The following is a 19218-nucleotide window of genomic DNA, read 5'->3' on the forward strand; positions in this document are numbered from 1 at the left end:
ATTTTAATTTTGTTCCTCCAAGATTTATGATAATGACAGCTAAAGAAATAAGACAAGCATTCCTTAATTTTTTCGAACAAAAACAACATCACCTGGTTGCTTCGGCACCAATTGTGGTTAAAAACGACCCAACATTAATGTTTACCAATGCTGGGATGAACCAGTTTAAGGATTTGTTTTTAGGAGAAGCAGCCATTAAGTATCCAAGAGTTGCCGATACCCAACGCTGTTTACGCGTATCTGGCAAACACAATGATTTAGAAGAAGTAGGGATTGATACCTATCACCATACCATGTTCGAAATGCTCGGAAACTGGAGCTTTGGCGATTATTTTAAGAAAGATGCCATTGCCTGGAGCTGGGAATTATTAACCGAAGTTTATAAAATTCCGAAGGAAAAATTGTACGTAACTTATTTCGAAGGGGATGAAAAAGAAGGCCTCGAAAAAGACCAGGAAGCTTACGATCTTTGGAAACAATATATTGATGAAAGCCATATCTTGCCAGGAAATAAAAAAGATAATTTCTGGGAAATGGGTGAAACAGGTCCCTGCGGACCGTGTTCTGAAATTCACGTAGATTGCCGTACAGATGAAGAAAAGGCACTAGTGAATGGTGCTACATTGGTTAATGCCGATCATCCACAGGTAATTGAAATCTGGAACAATGTATTTATGCAGTTTAACCGTTTAAAAGATGGTTCATTGCAATCTTTACCAGCCAAACATGTAGATACCGGAATGGGTTTTGAGCGTTTGGTGCGTGTGTTACAAGAGAAAACCTCCAACTACGATACTGATGTTTTCCAGCCGATGATTCAGTTTATTGCTGAAAAATCTGGTATTAAATATGGTGCTGACGAAAAAACGGATATTGCCATGCGCGTAATGGCTGATCATATCCGCGCAATCTCGTTTGTAATTGCAGATGGTCAGTTGCCATCAAATAACAAAGCAGGTTACGTGATTCGCAGGATTTTACGTCGTGCCGTTCGTTATGCTTACACATTCCTAAACTTTAAAGAACCGTTTTTAAATCAACTGGTACCTTTATTGGCTGAACAATTTAAGGGCGTTTTCGAAGAGCTGGTTGCGCAACAGGATTTTGTACAAAAAGTCGTGCTGGAAGAAGAGGTTTCGTTTTTAAGGACCTTATCAACTGGTATACAGCGCTTTGATAAATACCAGGCAAATAATGGACTGGTAGAGGGAAGTTTCGCTTTTGAATTATCAGATACATTTGGTTTTCCAATTGATTTAACAGAATTAATGGCTCGTGAGAAAGGTTGGTCTATAGATTTAGAAGCCTATGAGCAAGCACTTAAAAAGCAAAAAGATGATAGCCGCGCCGCTACTGCCATTGATACAGGCGATTGGGTAATTGTTAATACTGATGACCAAAGCGAATTTGTAGGTTACGATGATTTAGAAATCGAAACGGAAATTCTAAAATACCGCAAAGTAAAAGCGAAAGGGAAGGAGCAATATCAAATCGTTCTCCGCCAAACACCATTTTATGCGGAGAGTGGTGGCCAGGTAGGAGATACTGGTCGTTTAGAAGACCACAGTCGTCAATTTTGGGTAGATATTACTGATACCAAAAAAGAAAACGGACTTACGGTTCACTTTACCGATCTGCTTCCGGATAATCTGGAAGGAAAATTCTGGGCGGTAGTAGATGAAGATAAACGGATTTTGACGGAAGATAATCACTCGGCTACCCACTTGTTACATGCAGCACTTAAACAGGTTTTAGGTCAGCATGTCAATCAAAAAGGGTCACTGGTAAATGCAGATTACTTACGTTTTGATTTTTCGCATTTCGCCAAAGTAACTGATGAAGAATTGGCTCAGGTAGAGGTAATTGTTAACCAGAAGATCAGGGAAAACATTAAGTTAAAGGAACAACGAAATGTGCCTTATCAAGATGCTATCCAGAGTGGTGTAACCGCGTTGTTTGGTGAAAAATATGGTGATTTTGTGCGCATGATTACTTTCGATGACCATTTTTCAAAAGAGCTCTGCGGTGGTACGCATGTAAAAGCAACCGGACAAATCGGTTCATTCAAAATTGTTTCCGAAAGTGCAGTGGCAGCTGGCGTACGTCGAATTGAAGCGATTACAGCCGATAAAGCAGAGCAACACTTTTTAGATCAACGCAGAGAACTAGGACATTTGAAATCACTGTTAAATGGTTCAAAAGATCTGTCTGCATCTGTTCAGGCATTGCTGGATGAAAATGCAAGGCTTAAAAAAGAAATTGAAAAAACGACTTTAGAGCGCGTAGGCAATCTAAAAAATGAAATCGTTCATCATGTAAGAGGAATAAACGGTGTGAATTTAATTGCCAGACATATTGATTTACAAAGTGCTGATGCGATAAAAAACCTGGCCTTTTCCTTAAAAGATATGGTTGATAATTTGTTCCTGGTATTTACTTCAGAAATTGATGCTAAGCCGGGAATTACGGTGATGTTGTCTGATAATCTGGTAAAAAGAGGAATGAATGCATCCAACATTGTTCGCGAGCTAGGTAAGGAAATTCAGGGTGGAGGTGGCGGTCAGCCGTTTTATGCTACTGCTGGTGGTAAAAACCCTTCAGGTTTAGGAAAAGTGCTTGAAAAGGCTGAGGATTTTATTCCAAAAGGGTAATAAGTATATTTAAATATAGTTAGTCGAGATCTCTAATCTCGTCCAACGGTCGGTTAGTCGGGATCTCTAATCCCGACTTATCTATTTGCGGATTTTAAATCCGCAGTTAACGCTAGACGAGATTACAAATCTCGCCCAACGATGGGTTAGTCGGGATCTCCAATCCAGACTTTTCTATTTGCTGATTTTAAATCCGCAGTTAATTATAGTCAAGATTACAAATCTCGCCTAGCAACGTTTAGTTAGTCGGGATCTCTAATCCCGACTTTTTTATTTGCAGATTTTAAATCCGCAGTTAATTATAGACGAGATTACAAATCTCGCCTAGCAACGTTTAGTTAGTCTGGATCTCTAATCCCGACTTTTCTATTTGCGGATTTTAAATCCGCAGTTAATTATAGACGAGATTAAAAATCTCGCCCAACGCTTTAGTTAGTCGGCATCTTTAATCCCAGTTTTTCTATTTGCGGATTTTAAATCCGCTGTTAGTCATAGACGAGATTATTAATCTCGCCCAGCAACGTTTAGTTAGTTGGGATCTCTAATCCCGACTTTTCTATTTGCGGATTTTAAATCCGCAGTTAATTATAGACGAGATTAAAAATCTCGCCTAGCAACGTTTAGTTAGTTAGTCGGGATCTTTAATCCCGACTTATCTATTTGCGGATTTCAAATCCGCAGTTAATAATAGGCAAGATTACAAATCTTATCCAACGGTCGGTTGGTCGGGATCTCTAATCCCGACTTTTCCATTTACGGATTTAAAATCCGCAGTTAATCATAGACGAGATTAAAAATCTCGCCCAACGGTCGGTTGGTCGGAATCTCTAATCCCGACTTTTTTATTTACGGATTTTAAATCCGCGTTAATTATAGACGAGATTATAAATCTCGCCCAACGGTTGGTTAGTCGGGATCTCTAATCCCGGCTTTTCTATTTACGGATTTAAATCCGCGTTAATTATAGACGAGATTATAAATCTCGCCCAACGGTTGGTTAGTCGGGATCTCTAATCCCGGCTTTTCTATTTTCTGATTTTAAATCCGCAGTTAATCATAGACGAGATTACAAATCTCGGCTAGCAATGTTTAGTTAGTCGGGATCTCTAATCCCAGCTTTTCTATTTACGGATTTTAAATCCGCAGTTAATTATAAACAAGATTAAAAAGCTCGCTCAACCCTTGGAAGGAAATATAAATCTCAGCAAGGCAAAACCATAGACTATCCTAATGATATTTCCTAAGCGCCCGTATCGCAATAAATAAACCGATTAATGTTAGGATAGCACTTAAAATAAAAGGCGCGCCCGGAAAGTAGAGCGGTGTTCCATCCTGAATGAAATAAACGAAAATATGGCTCGCCAACCAGGGTCCGATAATGGCTGCCAGACTTTGCAGACTGGTGGTAATCCCCTGAATTTCTCCTTGTGCATTTTCAGGCACCTGATTAGAAATAATACTCTGCATCGCTGGTCCGCCAATACCAGCCAAACAATATGGAATAATAAATAACATCATCATAGTTCCATTTTTGGCAAATGCAAAACACACGAAACCGACTACATAAAGCATTAAGCCAAAATAAATTGCCTTTCTATTTCCAATTTTCGGAATAACAATCCGGATCAATCCACCTTGAACTAAGGCAACCATAATCCCGACTACCGCCAGCGAATAACCGATCATCTTTGGTGTCCATTGGAACTTTTCAATCACATAATATGACCAGTTGGATTGGACGGAATGACTGGCAATATAGAGCAATAACAAAGTGGCAAGCAAACCTAAAATGGCGGGGTATTTTGATGCATTGATAAATGAACCAACAGGATTAGCACGTTTCCATGAAAAATTTCTACGTTTCTCTTTCGCCAGTGATTCTGGTAAAATAAAATAACCATACAACCAGTTAAGTAATGAAAGGCCCGCTGCAACCATAAAGGGTACCCGTAACCCGAAGCTACTTAGCAAGCCTCCGCCAACTGAACCTAAAATAAAACCCAATCCAAATGCAGCACCCACTAATCCAAAGTTTTGAGCCTTTTTCTCAGGTGTCGAAATATCAGCAATATATGCCATGCCCGTTGTAAAGCTCGCACCTGTAATCCCGGCGATGATTCTGCCTATAAAAAACCAGAAAATTGACGGCGCAAAGGAGAGAAGCAGATAATCCATGCCAAGGCCAAACAAAGAGAAAAGTAGAATAGGACGTCGACCATACTGATCACTTAAACCGCCTAGGATTGGCGAAAAAATGAACTGCGGCAAAGCAAATGCAACCATTAGATAGCCTCCATAATCTGCAGCTACGCTGGTGCTTCCACCGGTAAATTCTTTAATAAGATTTGGTAAAACCGGAATGATGATTCCGAAACCAGTACAATCAATCAACAGCGTAATCATAATAAAGATCATCGCCGACTGTTTCTGCTGAGCCATAGGTTTAGATTATATACAAAAATAGAATTTTGAAAATAATCTTTTCAGGGTTATCGTTTTTAATTTAGGAATAAAGTGCTGACTTAATTTCTAAAGATTGGTTGCATGAGTTATTAAATGTTAATTGCAAGAGCGTATTAAGAAACGATGCCATTAAAAAGCAAATCATCATTATAAAAAAAAACTTATTTAAATACGACTGTAAGAACACCAAAAAAATCTTTCATCTAAAAACCTTTAACTACGGCCAAAACTTTTCCACAATGCCTTATTTCGGCATATTTTTGCTAAATTCGCAAGGTTATAACAATACCTTTTTTTAAATATCGTTTTCGATAACGAGAATAATAACTTATGGCAGAAGATTTAGAAAATCAACAAAACGACAAAATCATCCAAATTAATATAGAGGAGCAGATGAAATCGGCCTACATTGACTATTCAATGTCGGTAATCGTATCCAGGGCTTTGCCTGATGTGCGTGATGGATTGAAACCAGTTCACCGCCGTGTTTTATATGGTATGCTTGATTTAGGTGTAACCAGTAATAAGCCCCATAAAAAGTCTGCCCGTATTGTAGGTGAAGTTTTAGGTAAGTACCACCCACACGGTGATGCATCAGTATATTTTACCATGGTACGTATGGCCCAGGATTGGAGTTTACGTTATCCGATGGTAGATGGACAAGGAAACTTTGGTCACATTGATGGTGACTCGCCAGCTGCAATGCGTTATACAGAGGCACGTTTCTCTAAAATTGCAGAGGAAATGCTTGCCGATATTAATAAAGATACGGTAGATTTTCAATTAAACTTTGATGATACATTGCAGGAACCAACCGTGTTGCCTGCAAAAATTCCAAATCTTTTAGTGAATGGTTCATCAGGTATCGCTGTGGGTATGGCTACCAATATGGCGCCACACAACTTAACTGAAGTAATAGATGGCGTAGTAAGCTATATTGATAACCGGGACATTACTATCGAAGAATTGATGAAGTTTGTAAAAGCTCCGGATTTCCCTACAGGTGGTATTATTTATGGTTATACGGGTGTAAAGGAAGCTTTTGAAACTGGCCGCGGACGGATCGTAATGCGTGCAAAGGCAGAAATTGAAAGCATTAAAGACCGTGAAGTAATCATTGTAACCGAAATTCCTTATCAGGTGAATAAAGCCATGATGATTGAGCGTACTGCTGAACTGGTAGGCGAGAAAAAACTGGAAGGTATTTCAAACATTAAAGATGAATCGAACAAAGATGGTATTCGCATCGTTTATGAAATTAAGCGTGATGCCAATGCTTCTATCGTTTTAAATAACCTCTATAAATACACTGCTTTACAAACGTCTTTCAGTGTAAATAATATTGCTTTGGTAAAAGGTAGGCCGCAAATGCTAAATCTTAAGGATTTAATCGTGCATTTTGTTGACCACAGACATGATGTAATTGTTCGCCGTACCAAATATGAATTAGCCGAAGCAGAAAAACGTGCTCACATTTTAGAAGGTTATCTAATTGCTTTAGATCATTTAGATGAAGTAATTAAATTAATTCGTGCATCAGAAACTCCGGAAGAAGCTCGTTTGGGCTTGATGGAAACATTTGGTTTAAGTGATCTTCAGGCACGTGCCATTCTGGATATGACGCTTCGTCGTTTAACAGGACTAGAGCGTGATAAAATTAAAGAAGAGTATGAAGAACTGATGAAAACCATTGAAAGCTTAAAAGCCATTCTCGCTGATGAGGGTTTGCGGATGCAGATCATTAAAGATGAGTTAGCAGAAATTAAGCAAAAATTCGGCGATGAGCGTAGAACAACTATTGTTCACTCTGCTGAAGACATGAGTATGGAAGATTTCATCGATGATGAAGAAGTTGTAATCACCATTTCTCACGAAGGTTATGTGAAACGTACCCCGGCAACTGAATTCAGAGCACAGGGTAGAGGTGGAAAAGGATCTAAAGGAAGCACCTCAAGAAACGAAGATTTTATTGAACACATGTTGGTAGCTACCAACCACAATTATATGCTGTTCTTTACCGAAGCAGGAAGATGTTTCTGGTTGAGGGTTTACGAAATTCCGGAAGGTTCCCGAACCAGTAAAGGAAGGGCAATTCAGAATATCATCAATATTCCAAAAGACGAGAAAATTAAGGCTTACATCAAAGTCAAAAACCTTAAAGATCAGGAATACCTGGAGAACAATTTTATCATCATGTGTACTAAAAAAGGTACCATCAAGAAAACTTCTCTGGAATCTTATTCACGTCCGCGCGTAAACGGTATTAATGCGATAAACATCAATGATGGCGACGTGTTATTAGAAGCTTGTTTAACTAATGGCCAGAGCGAAATTGTAATGGCACTACGTTCGGGAAGGGCTATTCGCTTTAATGAAAGTACTGTTCGCCCAATGGGAAGAACTGCTACCGGAGTGCGTGGTGTAAGGCTTGCGCATGATAAAGATGAAGTAGTTGGCATGATTGCTGTAAACAATCCGGAAGTTACGGTGTTAGTAGTATCAGAAAAAGGATACGGAAAACGGACAGACATTGAAGATTACCGCGTAACCAACCGTGGTGGTAAAGGTGTAAAAACCATTAATGTTACCGAAAAAACCGGGCAATTAGTATCGATTAAAGACGTTACAGATGGTGAAGATCTGATGATCATTAACCGTTCGGGAATTGTAATTAGAATTCCTGTTTCAGCTTTAAGAGTAATGGGACGTGCCACTCAGGGTGTACGCTTAATCTCTTTAAAAGGTGATGACGAAATTGCCTCGGTGACTAAAATTGATCATGAAGAGGATGAAGAAGAAACAGTTGATTTAGATGATGTTTTAGTAGTAGACGGCGAAGAATTAGAAGCCGATCCAACTGCTGAAGCAGAAGAAACTGAAGACGATGAGGAAGAGGGAGAAGCTGATCAGCCAACGGAAGAATAAAATTAACTAAAATAAAAATTAGAATAAAAATTATGAAAAGAGTATTTCTAGGTATAATTTTAGCAGGAGCAGCAAGCTCTGCTTTTGCTCAGAAAGGTGAAGTTAATGAAGCAAAAAAAGCATGGGGAATTTTCCAGTTAACCACACAAGGTGCAACACCGCTAGATAAAAAGTTAGAATCTGTTAAAACTGGCTTAGCCCATACTGATAAAGCCATTGCTGATGAAAAATCTAAAGTAATGCCTGAAGCATGGACTTACCGTGCATTATTTGCTTCTTCTGCTGCTATTTTAGATACAGTGAACGTGGCAAATGCAGATGCAAACCTAAAAATTGCTCAGGATGCGCTGGTTGAAGCTAAAAAATTAGATACCAAGGGTGCAGAGAAGGAAAACATCACTTTAGCTGAAACCAACATTTCTAACGCTGTGCGTAATGCAGGTGTAATGGCTTACAACAAAAAGGATTATAAAACAGCCTATACCAAATTCGTTCAGGCAACTGTAATTAATCCAACTGATACCGCAATGTATTTAAATGCAGGTATTGCAGCCAGAAATGTGGAAGATTATCCAGGGATGATTCAGCAGTTCAAAAAAGTAATTTCTTTAAATTCGCCACAGTCTAAAGATTTGTATAATGAGTTAGTTGATGTTACTTTAAGGAAACAAAAAGATACTACTGCCGCTTTAGCATTAATTTCAGAAGCAGTAGCTAAATATCCTGAAAATGTAGACTTAATTAAAACTGAAACTCAGATTTATATTGATAGAGGTGATGTTGCAAAATCAGAGCAAATGTTAAATGCTTTAGCTACTAAAGAGCCTACAAATCCAAGTTATCAGGTATTATTAGGTAATATTTATTTCTCACAAGCCTTGAAACTTCAGGCAGATAGAAATAAAATTGACCAGAAGAAGGTAAAGGAATTTAATGAGATCACTACAAGAATGAATGGATTACTAGATAAGTCATTACCATTCTATAAAAAAGCGCTGGAAATCGATCCTAAAAACGCTGGTGCTTTAGAAACATTAAAAACCATTTACGCTTTTAGAAACGATACTAAAAACTATAATGATGTAAAAGCAAAATTAGACGCTTTACCTAAGCAATAATTGAATGCTAAATTTCAAAAAAGAGTCCTGATTTTATCAGGACTCTTTTTTTTTACTTATTTTTACCTGATTAGTATTTTTGCCCATCATTACAGATCGATCTATTATGCAAAATGGTTTTAAGCTATTAATAGCACTTTTGGTTTCCACTTCATTAAATGCTTTCGCTCAAAAAAGTCAGATTTTGATTGCCCGTAACTCAGTTGGAAAACTTCAGGCTTCCATTGCAAATAACGAAGACGAAAAGAAACAACTGGACATTATTATAGAAGGTTTAAAGGCAATTGAATCTGCTGAAAAGGATAACAAAACGAAGAATTGGGCAGAAACCTGGTCAATTAAATCTTACCTGACTTCATATGCATCATTAATAGATACAGATGCTGGTAATTCTGATAAATTTTACGAAGCCGCTAATACAGCTATTAAGCAAGCCAGAGGATTGGATAAGTACGAAGACAACTCTGGATTAATCAAGGCTTCCAATCATAATATTTTGATAAAAAAGCAGGAGAGGGGCAACTTGGCCTATTTTAATAACGATTTCAAAGAAGCACATGACGACTTGAAGGAAGTGAGTGACAGTTTCCCAACAGATACTACATTAGCCTTAAATACAGCAATTTGCGCATTAAATATCCAGGATTACGACGAATCAATTTCTTACTTTAACAGAGCAAAAAATAATGGAATCCGTAATGCATCGATGTTTCAAAAGCTTGCACAGCTTTATAGCGCGAAATATGATTACGAAATGGCCATAAAAACGCTTGAAGATGGTTTATTGAAAAATCCATTCAATAAAAACCTTACCAGTGATTATATCAATTTGCTTTTGGATACCGAAAACTTTGCGAAAGCCACAAGTTTAATTGAAGGAAATTTGAAGGTAGAGAAAGGTAATAAATTATTATATTTTCTTTATGGCTACTTACAGCAAGCAAGTGGAAATAATTCAACCGCAATTCTAGCTTATGATAAAGCACTAGCTACAGATCAGAATTATTTTGATGCATTGTATCAATTAAGTTTAGCGTATATCAACACGGCAAACGAAACTTTGCAAAAAAGCGATGCGGAAAAAGTTTCGAAATATAATTCGCTCATTAACCGTGCACAACTTGCATTGCAACGTGCAAATGAAATCAATCCTAACGATAAGAAAACTGTTCAGTTATTATTGGATATCTATTCCCGTAAAAAGGCAACTGATAAGGTTCAGGAATTAAACCGCAAACTTCAGGAATTATAATATTAATGAAAAGAGGAGACACTCTCACAAAGCTCTCGTAATTATCAACTTAACATAATATTAATTATAGGACAAGTTATGGTATTGTTTTTACTGGATTAGTTTTTGAATATCTTCTGACTTTTACCTGATCCCTTCAGAAGTATTGGATCTTCATTTATTGCAAAATAATATTTAATTTATTAATAAATTTGTGCATTAGTATCATCTGTATACGAATATATTGTTGTTTATTTAGAACTAAACATACTTCAATGTATTATAATAACATTATATTAATCGTAAATTAACGGATAACTAAAAATATTTTATGATCTTTATAATACAAAAACCTATATTATGAAAAAGATCATTTCAATTTGCATGCTTGCATTATGTGTTGTTTCATTAACAACTTACGCTACTCCGGAGGTGCCAAAGCCGACTACCACCGCTAAAAAAACTATTACCACTTACAATGTGCGTTTGGGTTACAAAAATATTGACGGTAGTTTAACTACATCAGTATCCACAGAATCACCAGGCTTTACCATTTATAACCAGGAAAGCGGTGATGATTACTATGTAGAAAATGGACCATCTTCGTTCGGAACATTTTTACCTTATCAATTGCCAGGTACGATTAATGGTTTACCCGCAGGAACCTATGAGTTTAGCGCAGAACGAGGTCAGGGAAACTGGACGGGTTACGGTTCAATTACAGTAACCTTATCTCCAGAGATGATAGGCGCTGACGGTTATGTAACTGTTTACGTTCCTATTGCCTGGGTAGAATAAAATTCAATTAATTTAATCAATAAGCAGTCTTAATATACAAGACTGCTTATTGGTGTTTATATCCTTAAGCATATTTATTACAATGGCTTTTCCATCTGCATTGTTAGCCGATTTGATCAACTAAATACCTGATTTTTTGTTTATGAAAGCATGTATGATCATTTCACCTTTCCTGAAGCCGATGCTTTACAAATAGCCTTATCAAAGCAACTTATTTTTAAACCCCTGAAGGCTATTAATACTATTGCCGGTGCTGATATTTCTTTTGATAAAGGCAGTTCAACCATGTATGCTGGAATAGTAATTTTAAGCTTTCCTGAGATGATTGTGCAATCTTATGCACTCGAAACCTATGAAACAACCTTTCCTTATCAGCCTGGATATTTAGGTTTCAAAGAAGTGCCTGCGCTGTTAAAAGTATGGGGATTGATTCCCGAAAAACCTGATGTTGTGGTATTGGATGGGAATGGTATTCTGCACCCCCGGCGAATGGGTGTGGCCTCTCATTTTGGTGTACTTGCCAATCAGGCGACTATTGGTTGCGCCAAGAGTATCTTATATGGTGATAATCACCTTCCTCAAAACGCTAAGTTCAGTACGGCAGAAATTAAAAGTCGTGGCGAAATTTTGGGCTATGCTTTAAGAACTAAAGATAATAATAAACCAGTTTACATTTCAGCAGGGCATTTAATTACAACAGAACAGGCTTTAGCGGTAATTAAAAAATGTATAGGAAATTATAGAATTCCTGAACCCACCCGTTTGATTCATGATATAGTGAATGATTTTAGAACGGCCAAATTAAAGGCTGGTTTTCATATTAAACCCCAGCCTTTAACTCTATTTTAAATCCAATTGATTCCTTTCGTAAGCAACTGTAAAGTTTTATGCTCTTCGGTTCCTGCTTCAGGATGGATATTATATCCCCAGTTTGCTTGTGGAGGTAAGCTCATTAAAATAGATTCGATTCTTCCATTGGTTTCTAAACCAAATTTAGTTCCTGAATCATACACAAGGTTAAACTCTACGTATCGGCTTCTACGTTGATATTGCCACTCTTTTTGAATATCAGTAAATTCCTTTTCGCGGTTTCGCTCCAACAATTCACTATAAATGGGCAGAAATGTTTCGCCAATGTTAGCAGAAAAATCTAGAATTCCCTGCCAGGATAAATTTGTATTTTCAGGTTTCAGCCGATCATAAAAGATACCGCCAATGCCACGCGTTTCTTCTCGATGCTTGATAAAAAAGTAATCATCTGCCTGTGCTTTAAATTTTGGATAAAAATCAGGGTTAAATTCATCACAGGCATTTTTCAACTTATGATGAAAAAAACGGGCATCATTTTCAAATACGTAATGTGGCGTTAAATCTATTCCACCACCAAACCAACGTGTCTCTTCATTCAACTCAAAATACCTGATATTCATATGAATAATTGGAACAAGAGGATGATTGGGATGAATCACGATGGAAACTCCAGTGGCAAAAAAATCATCTTCTGTTACTTTAAAAGCTTTTTTTATTGGTTCGGGTAATTTGCCATAAACGGCTGAAAAGTTTACACCACCTTTTTCAATAATGGAACCATTTTGCATAATTCGGGTACGGCCACCTCCCCCACCATTTCTTTCCCACAGTTCCTCTTCAAATTTTCCTTTGCCATCCGCAATCTCTAATCCTTTGCAAATTTCATCCTGAATTTGCCTATAACGCTCAGCTACCTCTTCTTTAAATATCATGATTTATTTACCTTTAAATACAAACTTAAGGCTAATCAGGCTCTCCTTTTTATTTATCTTTAGATAGTACATTTTATTGACATTGATTGAGAAATAGATTGCCATTTCCTTTCCCTGGACTCATTTTACTCCTCTAAATAGTTCAAATCCTTATTAAAACTTTCTTTTAAATATGCTACAGAAATCATTGCAATAACAGTAAGAATTGCCATCATGATAAAACCTGCGGTAATAATGTTGTATTGATGCACGAAGAATTCGAAGACTAAAGTAATCGGAATTAAAGCACCCCGTACAAAATTTGGTGCGGTGGTGGTTACCGTAGAACGGATATTTGTTCCAAATTGTTCTGCGGCAATGGTTACGAAAGTAGCCCAGTAACCTACGCCAAAGCCCATCACCAAACAAATGAGCATGAAACTATTTTCTGTTAAGTTGTTAGTGGTGAGGTATAAAATAACGGTAATAACGGATAGACTTTGAAAGATGAGAACTGTCTTCTTTCTTGATTTCAGAATTTGCGCCAGAAAGCCACAAACCACATCACCTACTGCAATGCCAAAGTAGGTATACATAATCCCGGTTCCTGCATTCAGTACTTCCTTTGCACCCAATACTTTTCCTATTTCTGGAGATTGCGTAACCAAAATGCCTACAATAAACCAGAGTGGCAAACCCAGACAGATACAAGCCAGGTATTTTAAGAATCTTTTTCGATTGGAAAATAGCATAAAGAAATTACCCTTCGAAACACCTGTAGATTGCTCCGCATGTTTAAACATGCCCGATTCAAATGTTCCAACACGCAGTAATAAGAGTAATAAACCCATTCCACCACCAACAAAATAAGAAGTTTGCCAGGCGAAGTGTTTGCCAATAACAGCAGCAGCTGCCGCACCTAAAAGACCAATTCCTGCTACAACCATTGTTCCGTAGCCTCGTTTTTCTTTGTCCATGGTTTCAGTAACCAAGGTAATTCCTGCACCTAACTCTCCAGCTAAACCAATTCCGGCAACCAACCTAATGATGGCATAGGTATGAACATCTGTTGCAAAGCCATTTGCAATATTAGCAACGGAATACATCAAAATTGAACCAAATAAAACTTTAATGCGGCCAAATTTATCACCTATTATACCCCACAACAATCCACCAAGCAATAAACCAAACATTTGCATATTGATTACATATTCACCTTCCATGCGCATGTGTTCTGGCGAAATGCCAATATCAGAAAAGCTTTTTAACCGGACTACCGAGAAGAGAACGAGATCATAGATATCTACAAAATAACCTAGAGCGGCTACAATGACAAGGAAAATAACGTTGCGATTGTTTGATTGGGTTTGGGAATCCATTTAACTATTTGGTTTATTTGTTGAAAGTACAAAATCCACCAAATAAAAAAAACAGATATAAAAAATAAAAGCCATCCGGTTGGGATGGCTTTCATAACTCCTACATTGGAGGTGTTTTTGTTGTAGTATCTGGCGGCATCGTTTTAGATGTATCAGCCGGTGTAGTTTTTGTAGTATCCATAGGAGCTGTAGTTGTAGAATCCGTCATGGTACTGTCTGAAGAACCAGCCATATTTTTAGACGAATTGCATGCTGAGGTGGCAATCATGATCGTACCAGCAAAAGCAAGACTTAAGATTATTTTTTTCATAGTTTCTATTGTTATCTGTAATTATAACAAAAATGTTATCGCTTGGTTTTATTTTTTAGGCTTAAATAATTAGTGTAGCCTGTAAGATTCAGATTTAGAGCTTATTATATTTTAAATATTCGGTTTTTTAAGGTGTAAAATATACACTATTCCGCCTGCCTTATTACTTTAAAATGGATTTTGAACAGTATTGTTACGTTTATATACCTGGCAGTATACAATAATTATGATTTAGATATTAGCTGTCCCACATTGCTTTAATCGTTGAAAAATATGAGATAAATGATTAAAAAGCGGCAAATCTTTCTGATATTAGTAATATATGACTATTTCTCAAAATGCCCTGAAATGGGTAATGCGCTTATACCCACCTTTGTTATTTCAGCGCATTTGGGTACAGCGGTTTGAGGGCGAATTTAAAAGCTGCACGGTAAAAATTAATAAGAGTTTTTTAAATAAAAATTATAATGGATCAATTTTCGGAGGAACGATTTATGCTGCTACGGATCCGTTTTATGCCTTATTATTTGATCAGTTGATGCAAAGAAAAGGTTTTAAAGTGCGTGTCTGGCTGAAAAGCGCATCTATTCAATATCTAAAGCCGGGACGTTCAAATTTATATTTTACTATTAGCCTTACTGATGAAATGATAGACGAGGCTGAAATTGCCTTGCGAACGGTAGGCAGATTTGTGAAAGCGTATCCCATGGAACTCACTAACAAAAGCGGAGAGATTTGTGCTACAGTGATGAATGAAGTTTATATCCGAAACCTGCATCAGGGCGAAACTGCCACAGTTGCTTATTAGTTTAATATATGCCGAGTATTAAAAGTTTGATTTTGCAGGGTGAGGGTGTTCAGCTCGATTTTAAAAAGACGATAACCAACACTGAAAAAATTGCCAAAAGCCTGGTTGCCTTTGCAAATAACAAAGGTGGCAAGTTACTAATTGGGGTTGCAGATGATGGTACTATTAAAGGTGTAAAGTCTGAAGAGGAAGAGAAGTATATGATTCTTACTGCAGCACATCAGTTTTGCAAACCCGCAATTGAGCCAACTTTTGATGAAACCTATGTAGATGACAAGCTGGTTCTGGTTGCTAACATTCCCGAGAGTGATACCAAACCGCATTATGCTCTGGATGATCAGAAAAAATGGTGGGCCTATATTCGTATAGATGATAAAAGTGTATTGGCGAGTAAAATCATTGTAGATGTGTTAAGAAATGACCACCAGGATGAAGGTGTGCTTATCTCCTATTCTGACAATGAAAAAAAGCTTTTGGAGTATTTAGATGATAAAGAGCGAATTACCCTTAAAGAGTATAGTAAGTTATTGCGTTGCTCTTATCGCAAAGCGCAAAAAATACTGGTTAATTTGATTATCACTAATGTGATCAGGACACATACCAGCGAAAAAGAAGAATATTTCACGGCAGTGAAACACGTTTAAAGCCTTAGCCTAATTTCTTCACAGAAATATTAAGGCTATTCAGATAATTATCGAAAATAAACTTTTAGATCATTACCTTTTTTGAATGTTGAAAACACGACCTTTGCGGACTATGTTTTCCAGAATTTACAGCAAATATAAAAGCTATTATAAAGAAAATCTGCTACTGGCTTTGCCGATAGTAGGTTCTCAGGTTGGGCATACTTTAGTACATATGGCTGACAGTATCATTGTGGGACACTTTACAGATACTACGCAACTGGCATCTGTTTCACTTGTTAATAGTATTTTCATTTTAATTATGGTGATTGGCCTGGGTATCTCCTATGGGTTAACACCCTTAATTGCGCAAGAGAATGGTCGTCAGAACTACGCAGAATGCGGTAAATTGCTATCAAATAGTTTAATTATTAATATTCTAATCGGAATTTTCTTGTACTGCCTCGTACATTTTGGGGTGCTTTTGATTATTGACCACCTGAATCAAACTCCCGCTGTGGTGAGCTATGCAAAACCATATTTAGGATTACTATCGGCTTCGATCATTCCACTTTTGGTTTTCCAAACCTTTAAACAATTTGCCGAAGGCTTAGGCTTTACCAAGCAGGCCATGTTTGTATCTATCTGGGGTAACGCACTAAATATAACATTAGGAATAATCTTTGTAAAAGGAATGTTTGGCATTAAGCCGATGGGTGTAAGCGGTGTCGGTTTAAGTACCTTAATTGATAGAACTTTAATGGCCATTGTAATGGCTGTTTATGTTCTAAGATCTAAACATTTTAAAAAATACCTTACTGATTTTAAAGATACTTGGATAGATAAGGTAAGGGCATTTAAACTAATCAAAATTGGTGCTCCTGTTGCCATGCAATATTCTTTTGAAATCAGTGCTTTCAGCGGTGCAGCAATATTGATTGGTACTATTGGTGCCGTAGAACAGGCGGCGCATCAGATTGCAATTGGCCTGGCGGCAACAACTTATATGATGGCAAGTGGTGTCGCATCTGCTGCAACGATTAAAACAGGAAATAATTTTGGTAAAAATAATTTCGATGATCTTCGCAAATCTGCTATAGCCAGTTATCATGTTATTCTACTATTCATGTCATGCACGGCAATTATGTTTGTGCTGGCTAACAATCTGCTGCCATTCATCTATACCAGCGATCTAAAAGTTGTAGCAATCGCTTCGCAGTTGGTGATCATTGCAGGTTTTTTTCAGCTGTTTGATGGCACCCAGGTTGTGGGCTTAGGCGTGCTGAGGGGAATCGGAGATGTTAATATGCCAACGTTTATTACGTTTTTAGCCTATTGGGTAGTTGGGATTCCAGTAGGTTATATACTCGGTTTCCATTTTGGTTTAGGCGTGAACGGAATTTGGTATGGCTTAACCCTTGGCTTGCTCACAGCTTCTATCCTATTGTTTCTCAGGTTTCAGAATAAAACCCGAGCGTTGAACATAGAAATTGTTAATGAGAGTAAATTAGCAAAATAGCGATCTGATCTAAAAAGAAGGCTATTTATCAATTTACGAAATTACTAAAGCCTCTGCGCTGAAGAATTTCGTGAGTTGATTAATAATGTTCCGTGAATTTTACGAAGCATGTCTCCAAAAATGGTCAGCAAAATTTTGAAATTTGATCTTGTTAAGGAATTTAAACAGTTTTAAAGAACACTGTTTATTTCCCACCCACATTAACGACTACGCCAATGGTAAAGATTGAATTTCCTGCCGACATGTATTTCCTGTTTTTTAAACCAATATTACTGCTGGTTGTATATTGGAGCTGAAGAACCTTACTCAACGCCATCCTGGTAAAGAAAACGGGCTCGAAAAAGATGTTATCCTCTTTTGGCTGAACCACACCATTTAAAAAGAAACGATCCATTTTAACGTGACTTATTCTCAAAGCAGTACCATAATTTATTGGGAAGTCTGTTCCGAACAAACGAAGGTTATTCTTCTTTTTAGAACTATAGTTAACCTGCAGAAATGATTTCCGGTAATCTACTTCCTGAAATTCACTGCTCAGCAACACATCATTCTTGTAATCCCTAAAGGTGATATCGCTCCAACCCTTTCCAACACCGGCGTAAATCTCAATAATTCTGTTGTTATCTGGACCAAAAGTATCGAAGTATCCGCCCCCAATTTCCACAAGCTTATGTCCAAAATCTTTAGTCTTGCGATCGTTATTCATGGTAGAACCACTAAACAATACGCCAATATGATCTGTTGCGGCGTATGCACCATTTATGCTGGTGTTGCCTTTTAAGGATATATGTCCACCACCACTAAACTCACCTTGTTTACTTAACATTGGTGTGTTAGGCACATTTGGCATGTAAACTGAAGAGCAGCTTGCTGTAAAAAGTGCTAAAACTGGGATTGCAAAACGTAGGTATTTGATCATAGGTGTCTTTATAAACAGATTTTTAAATCAAAAATTGTGTTAAATGTTAATATTCATAAATTCCATTACGCGTTTAAACTCTTCATGGAGATTTGCCTTTAAATGAATTTTTTCGGAAGTAATTGGATGTGTGAAGCTTAATTCTGATGCATGCAGCAACATAGTAGACATATTCCATTGCTCCAAAAAGAATTTATTTTGTTTATTGCAACCATGTGTACGATCGCCAATAATAGGATGAAGAATATGGCTAAAGTGTCTTCTTAACTGATGCATTCTTCCAGTTTTTGGCGTAGCTTCTACCAACGAATATCTGGATGTAGCATGTTTACCAAGAGGAACATTAACTTCTGCTTTTTGTAGCGTTCTGAATGAGGTAAATGCATCTTGCATGGTGCCATTTTCCTTTGCAAGTGGATAATCAATATCCATTACATCTGGCGTAAAACCACGAAGAATAGCTAAATATTTTTTATCTGTTTCCGAATTCATAAACTGCTGATGCATAGCAATTTCAGCTGGCTTATCAAAAGCGAACAATAAGATTCCGCTAGTCTTCCGGTCTAAACGATGAACAGGGCTTACGTGTTTACGTACCTGATCACGAAGCATTTGTAAAGCAAACTCGGTGGCATCTCTGGCTATTGAGGATTGATGAACCAGTAAGCCATGTGGCTTGTTAATGGCAATTAAATAATCGTCTTCGTAAATGATCTCCAACATATTGCCGCGAAGATAAGCATATAGGCCATA

At 37.4% G+C, this 19218-nt stretch carries 15 protein-coding genes; 9 read left to right on the forward strand and 6 right to left on the reverse strand.

Features of this window, described 5'->3' with window-relative positions; genetic code table 11:
• Positions 1-32: 32 nt before the first annotated feature.
• On the forward strand, positions 33-2651 hold the full coding sequence (gene alaS, locus SOM16_RS20470; RefSeq protein ID WP_320465852.1) for an alanine--tRNA ligase: 2619 nt from the start codon (positions 33-35) through the stop codon (positions 2649-2651).
• A gap of 1227 nt (positions 2652-3878) precedes the next feature.
• Here the strand turns inward: alaS and SOM16_RS20475 are convergent.
• Complete coding sequence (locus SOM16_RS20475; RefSeq protein WP_320465853.1) at positions 3879-5090, reverse strand: TCR/Tet family MFS transporter; 1212 nt, start codon at positions 5088-5090, stop codon at positions 3879-3881.
• Positions 5091-5444: 354 nt separating this feature from the next.
• Between SOM16_RS20475 and gyrA the strand changes: the two genes are divergently transcribed.
• From gyrA to SOM16_RS20500, 5 genes are all read left to right on the forward strand, one after another.
• Positions 5445-8039, forward strand: a complete 2595-nt coding sequence (gene gyrA, locus SOM16_RS20480) for a DNA gyrase subunit A (RefSeq protein WP_320465854.1) — start codon at positions 5445-5447, stop codon at positions 8037-8039.
• 32 nt (positions 8040-8071) lie between these two features.
• Complete coding sequence (locus tag SOM16_RS20485; RefSeq protein ID WP_320465855.1) at positions 8072-9157, forward strand: tetratricopeptide repeat protein; 1086 nt, start codon at positions 8072-8074, stop codon at positions 9155-9157.
• Between the two features lie 106 nt (positions 9158-9263).
• Positions 9264-10409 carry a tetratricopeptide repeat protein gene (locus SOM16_RS20490; protein ID WP_320465856.1) on the forward strand — a complete coding sequence of 382 codons (1146 nt, stop codon included), beginning with the start codon at positions 9264-9266 and terminating at the stop codon, positions 10407-10409.
• A 339-nt stretch (positions 10410-10748) separates the two neighbouring features.
• Positions 10749-11186, forward strand: coding sequence for a hypothetical protein (locus tag SOM16_RS20495; RefSeq protein WP_320465857.1), 438 nt, complete (start codon positions 10749-10751; stop codon positions 11184-11186).
• 150 nt (positions 11187-11336) lie between these two features.
• Complete coding sequence (locus tag SOM16_RS20500; protein WP_320465858.1) at positions 11337-12035, forward strand: endonuclease V; 699 nt, start codon at positions 11337-11339, stop codon at positions 12033-12035.
• On the opposite strand, the gene hemF is transcribed toward SOM16_RS20500, so the two are convergent.
• The 3 genes from hemF to SOM16_RS20515 all read right to left on the reverse strand — a co-directional run bounded on the left by hemF (position 12032) and on the right by SOM16_RS20515 (position 14596).
• Positions 12032-12928, reverse strand: coding sequence for an oxygen-dependent coproporphyrinogen oxidase (gene hemF, locus SOM16_RS20505; protein WP_320465859.1), 897 nt, complete (start codon positions 12926-12928; stop codon positions 12032-12034). The two genes, SOM16_RS20500 and hemF, sit on opposite strands and share 4 nt — an antisense overlap.
• A gap of 125 nt (positions 12929-13053) precedes the next feature.
• On the reverse strand, positions 13054-14286 hold the full coding sequence (locus tag SOM16_RS20510; protein ID WP_320465860.1) for an MFS transporter: 1233 nt from the start codon (positions 14284-14286) through the stop codon (positions 13054-13056).
• A 100-nt stretch (positions 14287-14386) separates the two neighbouring features.
• Positions 14387-14596, reverse strand: a complete 210-nt coding sequence (locus tag SOM16_RS20515) for a coproporphyrinogen III oxidase (protein WP_320465861.1) — start codon at positions 14594-14596, stop codon at positions 14387-14389.
• A 322-nt stretch (positions 14597-14918) separates the two neighbouring features.
• Between SOM16_RS20515 and SOM16_RS20520 the strand changes: the two genes are divergently transcribed.
• From SOM16_RS20520 to SOM16_RS20530, 3 genes are all read left to right on the forward strand, one after another.
• Positions 14919-15404, forward strand: a complete 486-nt coding sequence (locus SOM16_RS20520; protein WP_320465862.1) for a DUF4442 domain-containing protein — start codon at positions 14919-14921, stop codon at positions 15402-15404.
• Positions 15405-15412: 8 nt separating this feature from the next.
• On the forward strand, positions 15413-16048 hold the full coding sequence (locus SOM16_RS20525; RefSeq protein ID WP_320465863.1) for a helix-turn-helix domain-containing protein: 636 nt from the start codon (positions 15413-15415) through the stop codon (positions 16046-16048).
• Positions 16049-16133: 85 nt separating this feature from the next.
• Positions 16134-17546: an MATE family efflux transporter gene (locus SOM16_RS20530; protein WP_414692283.1), complete on the forward strand. Its 1413-nt coding sequence runs from the start codon at positions 16134-16136 to the stop codon at positions 17544-17546.
• A gap of 184 nt (positions 17547-17730) precedes the next feature.
• Here SOM16_RS20530 and SOM16_RS20535 read toward each other — a convergent pair whose 3' ends face one another.
• Together SOM16_RS20535 and SOM16_RS20540 are read right to left on the reverse strand one after the other, a co-directional pair.
• On the reverse strand, positions 17731-18465 hold the full coding sequence (locus tag SOM16_RS20535) for a hypothetical protein (protein WP_320465864.1): 735 nt from the start codon (positions 18463-18465) through the stop codon (positions 17731-17733).
• Positions 18466-18504: 39 nt separating this feature from the next.
• Positions 18505-19188, reverse strand: a complete 684-nt coding sequence (locus SOM16_RS20540) for a pseudouridine synthase (protein WP_320465926.1) — start codon at positions 19186-19188, stop codon at positions 18505-18507.
• Between the last annotated feature and the right edge of the window lie 30 nt (positions 19189-19218).

This window comes from Pedobacter sp. CFBP9032, assembly GCF_034045265.1.
Taxonomy (GTDB): Bacteria; Bacteroidota; Bacteroidia; order Sphingobacteriales; family Sphingobacteriaceae; genus Pedobacter.

Excerpts from the sequence above, each read along its gene's own strand:
- alaS (WP_320465852.1), top strand. The coding sequence starts at position 33 with ATGACAGCTAAAGAAATAAGACAAGCATTCCTTAATTTTTTCGAACAA.
- SOM16_RS20475 (WP_320465853.1), bottom strand. The coding sequence starts at position 5,090 with ATGGCTCAGCAGAAACAGTCGGCGATGATCTTTATTATGATTACGCTG.
- gyrA (WP_320465854.1), top strand. The coding sequence starts at position 5,445 with ATGGCAGAAGATTTAGAAAATCAACAAAACGACAAAATCATCCAAATT.
- SOM16_RS20485 (WP_320465855.1), top strand. The coding sequence starts at position 8,072 with ATGAAAAGAGTATTTCTAGGTATAATTTTAGCAGGAGCAGCAAGCTCT.
- SOM16_RS20490 (WP_320465856.1), top strand. The coding sequence starts at position 9,264 with ATGCAAAATGGTTTTAAGCTATTAATAGCACTTTTGGTTTCCACTTCA.
- SOM16_RS20495 (WP_320465857.1), top strand. The coding sequence starts at position 10,749 with ATGAAAAAGATCATTTCAATTTGCATGCTTGCATTATGTGTTGTTTCA.
- SOM16_RS20500 (WP_320465858.1), top strand. The coding sequence starts at position 11,337 with ATGTATGATCATTTCACCTTTCCTGAAGCCGATGCTTTACAAATAGCC.
- hemF (WP_320465859.1), bottom strand. The coding sequence starts at position 12,928 with ATGATATTTAAAGAAGAGGTAGCTGAGCGTTATAGGCAAATTCAGGAT.
- SOM16_RS20510 (WP_320465860.1), bottom strand. The coding sequence starts at position 14,286 with ATGGATTCCCAAACCCAATCAAACAATCGCAACGTTATTTTCCTTGTC.
- SOM16_RS20515 (WP_320465861.1), bottom strand. The coding sequence starts at position 14,596 with ATGAAAAAAATAATCTTAAGTCTTGCTTTTGCTGGTACGATCATGATT.
- SOM16_RS20520 (WP_320465862.1), top strand. The coding sequence starts at position 14,919 with ATGACTATTTCTCAAAATGCCCTGAAATGGGTAATGCGCTTATACCCA.
- SOM16_RS20525 (WP_320465863.1), top strand. The coding sequence starts at position 15,413 with ATGCCGAGTATTAAAAGTTTGATTTTGCAGGGTGAGGGTGTTCAGCTC.
- SOM16_RS20530 (WP_414692283.1), top strand. The coding sequence starts at position 16,134 with ATGTTGAAAACACGACCTTTGCGGACTATGTTTTCCAGAATTTACAGC.
- SOM16_RS20535 (WP_320465864.1), bottom strand. The coding sequence starts at position 18,465 with ATGATCAAATACCTACGTTTTGCAATCCCAGTTTTAGCACTTTTTACA.
- SOM16_RS20540 (WP_320465926.1), bottom strand. The coding sequence starts at position 19,188 with ATGTTGGAGATCATTTACGAAGACGATTATTTAATTGCCATTAACAAG.